Origin of the sequence: Riemerella anatipestifer (assembly GCF_009932355.1) — a bacterium.
GTDB lineage: Bacteria > Bacteroidota > Bacteroidia > Flavobacteriales > Weeksellaceae > Riemerella > Riemerella anatipestifer_E.
Genome location: NZ_LEKU01000021.1, coordinates 21034 through 33879 on the forward strand (window position 1 = coordinate 21034; position 12846 = coordinate 33879).

Genomic DNA, 12846 nt, shown 5'->3' on the forward strand with positions numbered 1-12846 from the left:
TGCGAAGTTAATATTTTTAATTTAGATTTTCAGTAACTACTGAGCATTTTCGTCTCCTCTGATAATCAAAAAAATGGTTTTTAATATAATTACAATATCTAAACTTATGCTCCAATTTTTAATATAAAAAACATCGGCTAGTAGCCTTTTTTTCATCTTTTCATCTAGATTTCCTCCACCATCACCTCTCAAACCATTCACTTGAGCTAACCCTGTTATTCCAGGTTTTACTAAAGTTCGTGTACTATATTGCTCTATTTGAGATTTATAAAAATCATCTACAGAAAGCATATGAGGACGTGGTCCTACCACAGACATATCTCCAAACAGAACATTTATAAATTGAGGCATCTCATCAAGGCTGGTTTTTCTAAGAAACCGTCCCACTTTTGTAACTCGTTTCTCACAAGATTGACGGTCATCAACCATTGTTCTGAATTTAAAACATTGGAAGATTTTCCCCCGATAACCATATCTTTTTTGTATAAATAAGATAGGGCTGCCGCTTTCTAACCAAATAAAAAATGAGATAATAGGGAAAAGCCAAATACCTACAAACACCAATACTAAAATTGAAAACAAAATATCAAATAACCTTTTAATTATTTGATTACTAACAAAACTTAGCGGATATCTTTCTGGAATAAGCACAGGCGATATTCCAAAATATTGTAGATGGTAGTTAAAAAAACTTTGGTTAAAGGTGTTGGGCACTAAGTTTACATTAACTTTATGTATTTCCGCCAATTTTAGAATTTCTTTTATTTGGTTTGCTTCATTTTCTGAAGATAAAAATAATGTATCTATACCATTGGTTTTCCAAAAAAGAGTAAGCTCTTGCTCGGTGATATTTCCATTAAAACTATATACTTTATAGCCATAATCCTTACGCTCTAGAAGAGTTTGTTTTAAAATAGTAGAAAGATTATCAGCTGAAAAAAACATCACATTTCTGTGATTTTTACCTAAACTTCTGTAATATTTAAGAAGAAAGAAAGTAAACGACTTAAATGATAATATCATAATCAAGAAATACCCCCAAAAAGTTAATTCATTTTGACTGAAATTTACTTTTGTAGACAGTAGTTCCAACATCCATATTCCTAAAAAGAAAAACAGAGCATGTTTTAAAATTCTCTCTAAATGAAGTGTATAAGTAAGTGTACGAGGAACATGATACAAACGAGTGTAGCCACTCAATAGCCCCCAAAACACGCAAACAATAGACAAGAAAATAAGGCTTTCAGTTCTCCACAGCCATTCTCCTTCTTTGTTAGGGAAAAGTATATAAAAACAACTAAGTATAGCAAAAATATCTGCTCCTATAAATAAAAATTTCAAATATCTAGAATAGCGGATATTCTGCATTCGTATACTATGGGATATTAAGATATTTGTGTGTTTGCACTGAAGCCTGCCATTTAGGATTTTCTAAAATATAATCGGTTATTTTAGGATACATTTCATCTCTTTTACTCCATTCGCTTTGGAGATAAAATTTACAATTTTGAGATACTTTAGAGGCTTGCTCTTCAGCAAACTTAAAATCGTGATTATTGAAAATAATTACTTTTAACTCATTTGCCTTTGCATATATACTTTCTCTAGGCAAACCTGTTTTCTTAGGAGAAAGGCAAACCCAGTCTATATGCCCAGTCATTTCATAAGCACCAGAAGTTTCTATATGTATAGTACACCCTAAGTCTTTTAATTTTTTTGTAAGTATTTCTAAATTCCACATAAGTGGCTCTCCACCCGTCAAAACAATAGTTTTAGAATGGTTTGCTGCTATTTGGGCTACTTCTTCTGCGTCCATTAAAGGGTGCAAGTTAGGATCCCAACTTTCTTTAACATCACACCAATGACAACCAACATCACAACCTCCTAAACGAATAAAATATGCCGCTTTACCCGTATGTGCACCTTCGCCTTGTATCGTGTAGAAATGCTCCATTACAGGGAGTAGCTTTCCTAACTTTAGTAATTCTTTTTCAGTATTAGTCATCATTAAAAACCTATTCTTTTGAACACGTAAGTTGTAAAAACCTACATAAAAGATTATAAACACAAATCTGCTACAAAAGTAGTGATTTTAACTTAAGCCACTAGGAAATATTAAGGAAAAACGCAATAATATCGTAATAATAATAGAAGACTTATACCTCAAATACTTCTAAAAGTCCTTCTGGTAATTGCATGGAAATTACTTTTTCATCTCTATTAACTTTCAGAATCCAATCTTTGATAATAGGAATAATAACCTCTTTACCTTTATTATTAAGGATAAAATAATGTTGTGCGGTTTGGTCGTTAATCTCTTTGATTGAACCACAAAAGTTCTCAGCCTCATCAAAAACATCAAAACCTATTACTTCGTGGTAATAAAACTGATTGCCCTTCAATGGAGGTAAAGTAGAAAGTGGTAAAAACACATTTTTGCCTAACGCTTGTTCTATCATAGCATCAGACACATTTTTAAAAGTAATGATTTTAGAGTCTGATTTTTGCCACTGTTGTTTTTCTATAAAAAAAGGAACCAATAATCCGTTGATTTCAACGAATATTGATTCCAATTTGTTGTAAAATTCGGGTTGGTCTGTATCTAATTTTAAGATAACATTTCCCGAAAGACCATGCTTACGAGTGATTTTTCCAAGAAAATAGCAATCCTCCTTTCGCATGATTAAATTTTAATTCTTAAGCTTCTGCTTCGTTTTCTTCAGCTGCAGGAGCTCCTGTACTTTCTTCAGCAACTTCTTCTGCTGGTTCTACAGTAGCTTCAGCTTCTTTTCTAGCATTTAGTCTAGCCTCGCTTACTTTTTGCTCAGCTTCTAGTGCAGCTTTCTTAGCTTCTTCTTTAGATTTAGCTAAGTTTTCTTTTTTACCTTGTACTTTAGCTTCTTTTTCTTCTAACCAAGCATTGAATCTTTTCTCTGCTTCAGCTTCATCAAAAGCACCTTTAGCAACTCCTCCAAGTAAGTGTTTCTTGTAAAGAGCTCCTTTGTAAGATAGGATAGCTCTAGCAGTATCTGTAGGCTGAGCCCCTTTGTTTAACCAATCTACCGCTGCATTTACATCTAAATCAATAGTAGCTGGGTTAGTAATTGGGTTGTAAGTTCCTAGTTTTTGGATGAATCTACCATCTCTCTTTGCTCTAGAATCTGCAACCACGATGTGGTAAAACGGTTTTCCTTTTTTACCGTGTCTTTGTAATCTAATTTTTACTGACATAAAATATTGATTTTATGGGAACTCGTCCCTGTTAATAATTAGTTGGCAAAAGTAATATTTTTTTTTGAATTAGCCAACACAAAATTTACTGTTTTATAATTTGTGTAACCTGTTGAGTATTATCACTTAAAGTATATTTTATAAGATACTTACCATATATAAGCTTGTCTAATCTAATTTCAACATAATTTGAATTAGGAAAAACCTCCATTACCTGAGCTCCAACTATAGAATAAAAAGTAACACTTTTAACCCTAGTTAATGGATTTTTAGTTTTTAATACAATGAAATCCTTAGCTGGGTTAGGGTAAGCTACCACAAGAGCATCATCAGATTTTTGTTGATTATTGATATAATCTCTTACATTCTGAGCCTTCAGCGTGGAGGGTAATCCAAAAAATGCAATTGATAAAAATATAGAGAATAAAAATTGTTTCATAGTATTGATTTAAAAATATTTACAAATATATCTAAAATAAAATCAGCTTACAAGATTTAATTCTGCTAAAGTCTTGTTAAATTTGCACAACAAATACAATTCCAAAAATGATTATATATTCAAGAAATAGAAGATTAAGACGAAATGACAGCCTAAGAAGCCTTGTAAGAGAGAGCCATCTTTCAGCATCTGATTTTGTAATGCCTATGTTTGTGATGGAAGGAGAAAAGAAACAAGAGGCTATCCCTTCTATGCCTGGTATCTATCGTAGAAGTATAGATTTAACGGTGGAAGAATGCAAAGAGCTGTTCGCTTTGGGTGTGAAAGCGGTTAATATCTATATGAAGGTTTCAGACCACCTCAAAGATAATGTAGGAACAGAAGCATGGAATCCTAATGGATTGATGCAAAACACTATACGAGCTATTAAGGAAGCAGTTCCAGAAATGGTAGTGATGCCTGATGTAGCTTTAGACCCTTATTCTATCTACGGACACGATGGTATTGTAACTAATGGTGAAGTGGATAATGATGCTACGGTGGAAGCTTTGGTTAAGATGTCTATTTCTCAAGCTGAAGCTGGAGCGGATATTGTAGCACCAAGTGATATGATGGACGGCAGAGTAATGGCTATAAGAGAAGGACTAGAGGAAAACGGGTTTCATAATGTAGGTATTTTGTCTTATGCAGCTAAATATGCAAGTTCTTTCTATGGACCTTTCAGAAGTGCGTTGGATAGTGCTCCGAAGGAAACCGCAAACATTCCTAAAGATAAAAAAACTTATCAAATGGATTTTCATAACACTAGAGAAGCTATAAATGAGGTAATTAAAGATGTAGAGGAAGGAGCTGATATTATTATGATAAAACCAGGTATGCCTTACTTAGATATTGTTTCTAAAGTTAGAGAGCTAATAGATATTCCTATTGCCGTGTACCAAGTGAGTGGAGAGTATGCTATGCTAAAAGCCGCTTCGCAAAATGGCTGGCTAGATAATGACAAAGTCTTAATCGAAAGCCTAACTTGCTTTAAGAGAGCTGGGGCTGATATGATTTTCACCTATGCAGCAAAAGAAGCAGCAATGCTTCTACAAAAATAAAACAAAATAGCGACCTCAATCTCAAAGGTCGCTATTTTATTTAAAGTACTTTAAGTTCTAAATCTATACTCTTCCCAAAAAACTTTTTAGATATTTTTTCAAAATTTTTGGTTAAATCAGAAAGGTAAAACTTCATTTCTGTTGTTTTCTGTTCAGAATTAAGTAAATGATGTTTTTCTAAAGATATTTTAATGTAATTTGCTACAATACTAGGCGAATCAATCACTCTTACTCTACTGCCATAATATTGCTTAATTTCCTCTAATAATAGTGGATAGTGTGTACACCCTAAAATCAGTGTTTCAATGTTTTTTAATTTACTATTACTCAAATAATGATACAAAATAGAATGAGTGATAGGGTGATTTTTAAAACCTTCTTCTATCGCTGGAACTAAAAGTGGTGTGGCTAGTTCATCCACCTTGATAAATTTATTAAAGCGTCTGATACTTTTCTTGTAAATACCTGCATTTACAGTAGCTTTAGTTGCAATAACGCCTACATTGGTGTGAATTTCATAAGCTATTTTCTCCGCAACAGGATTAACCACATCAAAAACAATAGCTCTATCCCCTACCAATTCTTTAACCTCTTTCAATGCATTAGCCGTAGCAGAATTGCAAGCAATCACAATAGCTTTACAGTTTTGCTCCAGTAAAAACTCAGCTATTTTTTCTGAAAATCTAACGATGGCCTCTTTAGATTTATCTCCATAAGGTAAATGTTTGGTATCCCCAAAATAAATGATATTTTCGTGAGGCATTTGCCTTTTGATTTCTTTGGCTACAGTAAGCCCTCCCACACCAGAATCAAACACACCTATAGGTTGCTGAGGAGAGAGGTTATCTACCAACATTAAATGATTCGTATGTTTCAATGCTAATTCTTTAGATTGCAAAAATAAGGATTTTTAAAGTTGAACCTAAACTATTGTTAATAATAAAATCCTAAAAATAAATATTTAAGGTCATAAAATCAGCCAATAGTATCTCATACTTTATTAAAAATAAAAACTCCTAGACATAAAATCTAGGAGTTTTATATTTAAAAACAAGGTAAATTCTAAATTAAATATGTATTACCTCGCCATAAGCTGCAGCTACAGCTTCCATAACTGCTTCTGACAATGTAGGGTGTGGGTGAACAGATTTCAAAATCTCATGCCCTGTAGTTTCTAATTTTCTAGCAACTACTGCCTCTGCTATCATTTCGGTAACGCCATTACCTATCATATGGCAACCTAACCACTCACCATATTTAGCATCAAAAATTACCTTTACAAAGCCATCTGTATCTCCGTTTGCAGTCGCTTTTCCACTAGCAGAGAATGGGAATTTCCCAACCTTAATATCATAGCCTTTTTCTTTGGCTTGTTTTTCGGTAAGACCCACTGATGCTATTTCAGGAAGGCAATATGTACACCCTGGAATATTACCATAGTCTATAGCTTCTGTATGTAGCCCTTTGATTTTTTCCACACAAGTGATTCCTTCCGCAGAAGCCACATGAGCCAAAGCTTGAGTAGGAATAATATCTCCTATCGCATAATAACCTGGCACTGAAGTTTGATACCATTCATTTACTAAAACTCTACCTTTATCTGTTTTAATTCCAACTTCTTCTAGTCCTATATTTTCAATATTGGCCGTAATACCAACTGCTGAAAGCACTACATCAGCCTCTAATGTTACATTACCTTTAGCTGTTTTTACATTAGCTTTAACGCCGTTACCAGAAGTATCCACAGATTCTACAGAAGCGTTAGTCATTACCTCTATACCCGCTTTCTTAAGAGATTTTTCTAAATGTTTAGAAACCTCCTCGTCCTCCACAGGTACAATATTTGGCATAAATTCTACAATAGTTACTTTAGTCCCCATAGTAGCGTAGAAATAAGCAAACTCTACTCCTATAGCTCCAGAACCTACTACTATCATAGATTTAGGCTGCTCTGGTAAAGAAAGTGCTTGTCTATACCCTATTACTTTTTTACCATCTTGAGGAAGGTTTGGCAACTCTCTAGAACGAGCTCCTGTTGCCAAGATGATGTGCTCAGCAGAATATTCTTTTGTAGCGCCATCTTTTTCCACTAAAACTTTTTTACCTTTTTGAACTTTAGCCGTACCGAAGATAACATCTATCTTGTTCTTTTTCATAAGGAACTCAATCCCTTTGCTCATCTTACTCGCCACCCCACGACTTCTCTGAATTACATTAGGAAATTCAAAACTAGCTTCCACTTTATTAAGACCAAAATCTTCTGCATGGTTGATATACTTAAACACTTGTGCCGATTTCAATAATGCTTTTGTAGGAATACAACCCCAGTTAAGGCAGATACCTCCTAAGTTTTCTTTTTCTACAATAGCTGTTTTGAAACCTAACTGTGCTGCTCTAATGGCTGTTACATAACCACCAGGACCACTCCCTATAACTATAATATCGTAATTCATTGATTAAAAATTTAGTGCGAATTTACAAAAAATTATTGATATTAAAATTTCTAAAAAAACACTCTCCCACACACCTTTATTCATTTCAAATATTAACTCAACAAAAAAGCCGAAAGAAAAAATATTCTCTCAGCTTTTTATAATAATTACTCCCAATACTTACGAATGTCTAATCCACTTCCAAAGTTCTTTTAGAGTTGCTTTATTACCATGCATTAGTATGCCTACACGGTATATTTTTGCAGCAATAAAAACCATCAAAAGTGTAGTGATAAATAATAACGCAACCGACAATACCAACTCCCAAATAGGCACTCCGAACGGTATCCTTGCAATCATAGCTACAGGAGAAGTTAACGGAATCATAGAAAGCCAAAAGCCCATAGGACCATCAGGATTATTCATAATAGAAATACTACCATAAAGCCCAAACATTAACGGAACACTTACAAAGACTGTAAACTGTTGGGTTTCGGTATCGTTATCTACCGCCGAACCAATAGCAGCATAGATAGAACTATAAAAAATATAACCTAAAAGGAAAAATACAAGAAATACCCCAATAATAAGCCCATAATTAAGCTCCAACAAAGTATGAGATATATGAGCCACTACCTCCTGTATATTTTCCATTTGTTCCAAAGTGTTTCCGGTAGACATTGGGCTAAAACTTTGATTAAAAAATACTGCTGCTGTTACCGCCATACCTATCCATATAACAAACTGGGTAAGTGCTACTAAAGTAACCCCTAAGATTTTACCCATCATTAAATCAAATGGTTTAACTGAAGAAATAATAATTTCTACCACACGGTTATTTTTTTCTTCCAAAACACTACGCATCACTCTTACACCATAAATCAAAATAAATGTAAAAGTAGCGTACATCAATAACATACTCAACCCAGATTTTACACCAAACGCAAGGCTATCGTCCTGCTGATGATTATCTAAAACATTGGTAGTTTTAAGTTCAAAAGATTTATCTAAGTCGTTCACTTGAGTTTCGGTAATTCCAAGTGCTTTTATTTTTTCTTTCTTAATAACTTCCGACATAGAAGATGCCAAGGCTTTCCTTACATCAAAACCTATTTTCTTATTTACCAATAGCTGAGCTTGATTCTGTAAAGCTTCATAATCTTCCCCTTGCATAGGAGGAATAATCAACACTCCATCAATAGCTTCAGAAGTCTTCAACCCTTCCTTCAAAGATGCCTCGGTGTTAGGAGATGCATACACAAGGGAAACATCTTGTGGAGCTTTCATTCGGTTTTCAAACACGCCACTTTTATCTATGACAGAAAACTGATATTCCGTTTCGTTAGCTTTAAACATCAATCCTATAACAGCCCCGAAAGCTATCATTAAAATCGGAGCCAGCAAAGTGAGTACAATAAAAGATTTCTTTTTAACCTGAGTAAGAAATTCTCTTTTGGTTATGATAATAATATTTTTCATACGATATTAGTTTTGTACAGCAGTAATGAACACTTCGTTCATACTAGGTATTTTCTCATTAAAACTTCTAATGCTTCCTAGCGGCATTAGTTTTGACAACAATTGGTTTTGTTCGCCTTGATATTTTAAATTAAAACTAACAAGTCCATCTTTTTCTTGCCAATCAGAAGGCGAAAATTCAGACTTAAAATTTTCCAACAATTCAGAATTAGAGTGAGCGAGTACAACTTCGTAAACATTTTGTTTAAAACGCTCTCTTACCTCAAATACTTTTCCGTCTAAGATTTTTTTTGAATGATTAACCAACGCTACATAATCGCACATTTCTTCCACGCTTTCCATTCTGTGCGTAGAGAGGATAATGGTTGTCCCATTATTTTTAAGATTGATGATTTGGTCTTTAATGAGATTAGCATTTACAGGGTCAAACCCAGAGAAAGGCTCATCTAAAATAAGTAGTTTAGGGCGGTGCAGTACCGTTACCACAAACTGTATTTTCTGTGCCATACCTTTGGAAAGTTCGGAGAGTTTCTTTTTCCACCATTGGTCTATATTTAGGCGTTCAAACCAATATTTAGCTTGAGTAAGCGCCTCATTTTTAGACATACCTTTAAGCTCTCCAAAATAGAGAATTTGGTCTCCCACCGTCATATTTTTATAAAGACCTCTCTCTTCTGGCATATAACCAATCGCCTTAATATGGTGAGGACTTAAAATTTCGTTATCTATAAAAACTTTACCACTATCCGCTTGAGTAATCTGATTGATGATTCTAATAAAAGAAGTCTTACCTGCTCCGTTAGGTCCTAACAGCCCGTAGATGCTCCCTGTAGGAACTTCTATACTAAAGTCAGACAAAGCTACTTTTCTGCCTGCATCATAGGTTTTTGTAATATGTTCTGCTCTAAGCATTTTTATATTTTTATTTTAGTTAGTACAAAGAAAAGCGTTTTTGTTACAATTATCCTAATCGCTCATAAAAAAAGAGACCTTTAAAAGTCTCTTTTTATCATTATTATAATTTTAGTTAAACAAATCTCTTACTTTATCAAAGAATGTTTTTTCTTTCCCTGAAGGTTCGGCTTTCATTTCGCCACTGTTCAGTTGTTTTTCAAAAAATTCTTTTTGTTCCTTTGTAAGGTTTTGCGGCGTCCATACATTGATGTGTACAAACATATCTCCCCTACCATAGCTGTCTATGCTAGGAAGCCCTTTACCTGCAAGTCGTAAAATCTTACCTGATTGTGTTCCTGCATCTACCTTTATTTTAACCTTGCCACCTACTACTGGGATTTCTTTAGAAGTACCCAACGCTGCTTCTGCAAAAGAAATATATAACTCTTGGTGAAGGTTATCTCCTTCTCTTTTGATGTTTGCATCTTCCTCTTCCTCTACCACTACAAGCAAATCACCTGGTGTTCCACCGAAAGGAGCGTCATTACCTTTACCTCTTACACTTAGTTGTATGCCATCTCTAGCTCCAGCTGGAATGTTGATACTCACTTCCTCATCAGCCTTAATAAGCCCTTGAGCATTGGCTCCTGCTGGTATTTTATCTGCTACCTTACCGATACCATTACACGCCCCACAAGTGGTTTGCGTTTGCATCTGTCCAAACATTGTGTTCATCACTTTCATTTGGACACCGTTACCGTTACAAGTAGGGCAGATCTTAGAAGTTACCCCTGGGGCAAGTTTCATTTTTTTGATTTTGATGGTTTTCTGAGTCCCATTCATCATCTCTTCTAGGCTTAGCTTGATACGAACTCTAAGGTTAGTACCTCTAGCCTCTTGTCTCCTAGCTCCGCCACCGAAACCTCCAAAATGACCACCAAAGATATCTCCAAACTGGCTGAAAATATCTTCCATATTCATACCACCACCGAAGCCTCCACCACCAAAACCTCCGCTACCGCCTACTCCCGCATGACCGTATTGATCATATCTAGCTCTCTTATTCTCATCGCTAAGAACTTCGTAGGCTTCTGCTGCTTCTTTAAATTTTTCTTCAGCTTCTTTATCTCCTGGGTTTTTATCTGGGTGATATTTAAGCGCTTGTCTTCGGTAGGCTTTTTTAATAGCGTCTGCCGTTGCGTTTTTTTCTACCCCTAATATCTCGTAGTAATCTCTTTTTGACATTATTTATTTTAGTTTTATAATAAATGAAAGCTTCATTTATAATGTAAGATTTATTGTCCTGTAACTACTTTAGTGAATCTAATGACTCTATCGTGCAGCATATATCCAGACTCTATTACATCTACAATTTTACCTTTTAAATCTTCGGTAGGAGCTGGTATTTGGGTAATAGCTTCGTGGAAATCTACATTAAAGTCGTCTCCCGCATTTACTTCTATAGGTTTTAATCCTTTTTCTGTCAGTTTATTTTTGAATTTTTGATAGATAAGTTCTACTCCTTTTAAATCTTCTTCTTTCCCTGTTTTTGCTATTTCTTTTAAAGCTCTTTCAAAATCATCTAGAATGGCAAGCATATTCACCATCATATCCTGATTAGCATATTGAAAAAACTCCATTCGCTCTTTAGAAGTTCTTTTCTTATAGTTTTCAAACTCAGCATATAGACGAATGTAACGATCTTTCTCCTCTGCCAAAAGTTCTTCTGTTGTAGGTTCTTTTGTCAGATTTTCTTCGCTGTCAGTATTTATATTTTGAGTTTCTTCACTTGTATTTTCTTCAGAAACATTAAGTTTTTCTTCGTGCAAATCTTTGTTCTCTTCCATTCTTTATTGGTTTTATTGCTTGGGTATTGTCAAAGATGTTGCCAAATTAAGATTTAGGACAAATTGACAGACAAAAAGTATATCCGTTAGACTATCTCAGTATAAACTAAATAAATATTCAAGACAACAATAATAAAACTAATGATGATAGCAGCGTACTTCAAAAAACCTTGGTTAGCAAATACTCCCATCTTAAGTTTGTTATTAGTCAGCATTACCAACGGCACAACCGCAAAACTCAACTGTAAGGAAAGTATAACTTGGCTTAATATTAAAAGGTCTGCCGTTCCTTTTTCTCCATAGATAATAGCCACTACCAATGCTGGTATTACTGCTATCAACCTCGTAATCAATCGTCTTAACCAAGGTTTTAATTTAATATTGAGAAAACCCTCCATTACAATCTGCCCAGCCAAAGTGCCTGTAAGGGTTGAGTTTTGCCCAGAAGCCAACAAAGCTATAGCAAACACAATACTAGCGAGGCTCGTTCCTAAAATTGGAGACAAAAGTTGATGAGCGTCTGTAATGTCAGCAACATCTTGATAGCCTGTGTGATGAAATGCCGCCGATGAAATAATAAGTATAGCTGCATTGATTAAAAATGCTAACAACAAAGAAATATTACTATCCAAAGTAGCGAATTTAATAGCTTCCCTCTTCCCCTTATCATCTCTAGAATAGTTTCTAGTCTGTACAATACTGCTATGCAAGTACAAGTTATGAGGCATTACAGTAGCTCCTAAAATACCTATTGCTATGTAGAGCATACTTGGATTAAATACAATTTCTTTCTGTGGCACTAAACCTTTCAAAATAGGAAACCACTCAGGATTACTTACCACTATTTCGTATAAAAAACAAAAGAAGATAATTGCTATCAGACCACCCACGACACTTTCTAGCCATCTAAAACCTTTGGCTTGAAGCATCAAAATAACAAATACATCTACTACCGTAATGGCTATCCCAATGGTAAGTGGTATCCCAAACAAAAGATTAAGAGCTATGGCAGCCCCTATTACCTCCGCAAGGTCTGTAGCCGCTATGGCTATTTCAGCAAAAATCCAAAGTAGAAAGTTAACAGGTCGAGAATAACTATCTCTACAGGCTTGAGCCAAATCTCTTTCGGCAACGATACCTAACTTTAAAGACAAATGCTGTAATAACATCGCAAAAAGATTAGAAATAAGTACTACCGATAGTAAGATGTATCCAAATTTAGCTCCACCAGCAATGCCTGTTGCCCAGTTACCTGGATCCATATAGCCTACCGCTACCATAAGCCCTGGACCTACAAATGCTAAAAATTTCTTCCAAAAACCTGCATCTTTAGGTACCTCAATACTAGAAAACGATTCTGACAAAGAATTACCAGAACGCTCTTTTTTCCACATTCTATCTTTGAAGTATTTTTTCATCACTCA

13 protein-coding genes are annotated in these 12846 nt (G+C 34.8%); 1 reads left to right on the plus strand and 12 read right to left on the minus strand.

The genetic code is table 11. From position 1 onward, the window contains the following. Positions 1-36 precede the first annotated feature (36 nt). From GXW81_RS07930 to GXW81_RS07950, 5 genes are all read right to left on the minus strand, one after another. Positions 37-1368, minus strand: a complete 1332-nt coding sequence (locus tag GXW81_RS07930; RefSeq protein ID WP_161531881.1) for an exopolysaccharide biosynthesis polyprenyl glycosylphosphotransferase — start codon at positions 1366-1368, stop codon at positions 37-39. Positions 1369-1375: 7 nt separating this feature from the next. Then, a complete protein-coding gene (locus GXW81_RS07935; RefSeq protein ID WP_161531882.1) occupies positions 1376-2008 on the minus strand; it encodes a 7-carboxy-7-deazaguanine synthase QueE in 633 nt (210 codons plus the stop codon). Between the two features lie 148 nt (positions 2009-2156). Next, a complete protein-coding gene (gene rimM / locus GXW81_RS07940) occupies positions 2157-2681 on the minus strand; it encodes a ribosome maturation factor RimM (protein WP_161531883.1) in 525 nt (174 codons plus the stop codon). A 16-nt stretch (positions 2682-2697) separates the two neighbouring features. Beyond that, positions 2698-3231: a 30S ribosomal protein S16 gene (locus GXW81_RS07945; protein ID WP_161531884.1), complete on the minus strand. Its 534-nt coding sequence runs from the start codon at positions 3229-3231 to the stop codon at positions 2698-2700. Between the two features lie 85 nt (positions 3232-3316). Further along, complete coding sequence (locus tag GXW81_RS07950) at positions 3317-3670, minus strand: T9SS type A sorting domain-containing protein (RefSeq protein WP_161531885.1); 354 nt, start codon at positions 3668-3670, stop codon at positions 3317-3319. A 107-nt stretch (positions 3671-3777) separates the two neighbouring features. On the opposite strand from GXW81_RS07950, the gene hemB reads away from it, so the two are divergent. After that, positions 3778-4770, plus strand: a complete 993-nt coding sequence (gene hemB, locus GXW81_RS07955) for a porphobilinogen synthase (RefSeq protein ID WP_161531886.1) — start codon at positions 3778-3780, stop codon at positions 4768-4770. A gap of 40 nt (positions 4771-4810) precedes the next feature. Here the strand turns inward: hemB and murI are convergent, their stop codons facing one another. From murI to GXW81_RS07990, 7 genes are all read right to left on the minus strand, one after another. Continuing rightward, the gene (gene murI / locus GXW81_RS07960) at positions 4811-5626 is read right to left on the minus strand and encodes a glutamate racemase (protein ID WP_154137299.1); all 816 of its coding nucleotides are present in this window, start codon (positions 5624-5626) and stop codon (positions 4811-4813) included. A 211-nt stretch (positions 5627-5837) separates the two neighbouring features. Continuing rightward, positions 5838-7223 (minus strand): dihydrolipoyl dehydrogenase, encoded by a 1386-nt coding sequence (gene lpdA / locus GXW81_RS07965; protein ID WP_161531887.1) that lies wholly within the window; start codon positions 7221-7223, stop codon positions 5838-5840. A 159-nt stretch (positions 7224-7382) separates the two neighbouring features. Further along, positions 7383-8681 carry an ABC transporter permease gene (locus tag GXW81_RS07970; protein ID WP_161531888.1) on the minus strand — a complete coding sequence of 433 codons (1299 nt, stop codon included), beginning with the start codon at positions 8679-8681 and terminating at the stop codon, positions 7383-7385. A 6-nt stretch (positions 8682-8687) separates the two neighbouring features. Next, positions 8688-9593: an ABC transporter ATP-binding protein gene (locus tag GXW81_RS07975; protein ID WP_161531889.1), complete on the minus strand. Its 906-nt coding sequence runs from the start codon at positions 9591-9593 to the stop codon at positions 8688-8690. A gap of 111 nt (positions 9594-9704) precedes the next feature. Beyond that, positions 9705-10820, minus strand: a complete 1116-nt coding sequence (dnaJ, locus tag GXW81_RS07980; RefSeq protein ID WP_161531890.1) for a molecular chaperone DnaJ — start codon at positions 10818-10820, stop codon at positions 9705-9707. Positions 10821-10870: 50 nt separating this feature from the next. Then, on the minus strand, positions 10871-11422 hold the full coding sequence (locus GXW81_RS07985; protein ID WP_161531891.1) for a nucleotide exchange factor GrpE: 552 nt from the start codon (positions 11420-11422) through the stop codon (positions 10871-10873). A gap of 86 nt (positions 11423-11508) precedes the next feature. Beyond that, positions 11509-12840 carry an Nramp family divalent metal transporter gene (locus GXW81_RS07990; RefSeq protein ID WP_161531904.1) on the minus strand — a complete coding sequence of 444 codons (1332 nt, stop codon included), beginning with the start codon at positions 12838-12840 and terminating at the stop codon, positions 11509-11511. Between the last annotated feature and the right edge of the window lie 6 nt (positions 12841-12846).

Coding starts and splice junctions, on each gene's coding strand:
- GXW81_RS07930 (WP_161531881.1), bottom strand. CDS start 1,368: ATGCAGAATATCCGCTATTCTAGATATTTGAAATTTTTATTTATAGGA.
- GXW81_RS07935 (WP_161531882.1), bottom strand. CDS start 2,008: ATGATGACTAATACTGAAAAAGAATTACTAAAGTTAGGAAAGCTACTC.
- rimM (WP_161531883.1), bottom strand. CDS start 2,681: ATGCGAAAGGAGGATTGCTATTTTCTTGGAAAAATCACTCGTAAGCAT.
- GXW81_RS07945 (WP_161531884.1), bottom strand. CDS start 3,231: ATGTCAGTAAAAATTAGATTACAAAGACACGGTAAAAAAGGAAAACCG.
- GXW81_RS07950 (WP_161531885.1), bottom strand. CDS start 3,670: ATGAAACAATTTTTATTCTCTATATTTTTATCAATTGCATTTTTTGGA.
- hemB (WP_161531886.1), top strand. CDS start 3,778: ATGATTATATATTCAAGAAATAGAAGATTAAGACGAAATGACAGCCTA.
- murI (WP_154137299.1), bottom strand. CDS start 5,626: ATGTTGGTAGATAACCTCTCTCCTCAGCAACCTATAGGTGTGTTTGAT.
- lpdA (WP_161531887.1), bottom strand. CDS start 7,223: ATGAATTACGATATTATAGTTATAGGGAGTGGTCCTGGTGGTTATGTA.
- GXW81_RS07970 (WP_161531888.1), bottom strand. CDS start 8,681: ATGAAAAATATTATTATCATAACCAAAAGAGAATTTCTTACTCAGGTT.
- GXW81_RS07975 (WP_161531889.1), bottom strand. CDS start 9,593: ATGCTTAGAGCAGAACATATTACAAAAACCTATGATGCAGGCAGAAAA.
- dnaJ (WP_161531890.1), bottom strand. CDS start 10,820: ATGTCAAAAAGAGATTACTACGAGATATTAGGGGTAGAAAAAAACGCA.
- GXW81_RS07985 (WP_161531891.1), bottom strand. CDS start 11,422: ATGGAAGAGAACAAAGATTTGCACGAAGAAAAACTTAATGTTTCTGAA.
- GXW81_RS07990 (WP_161531904.1), bottom strand. CDS start 12,840: ATGAAAAAATACTTCAAAGATAGAATGTGGAAAAAAGAGCGTTCTGGT.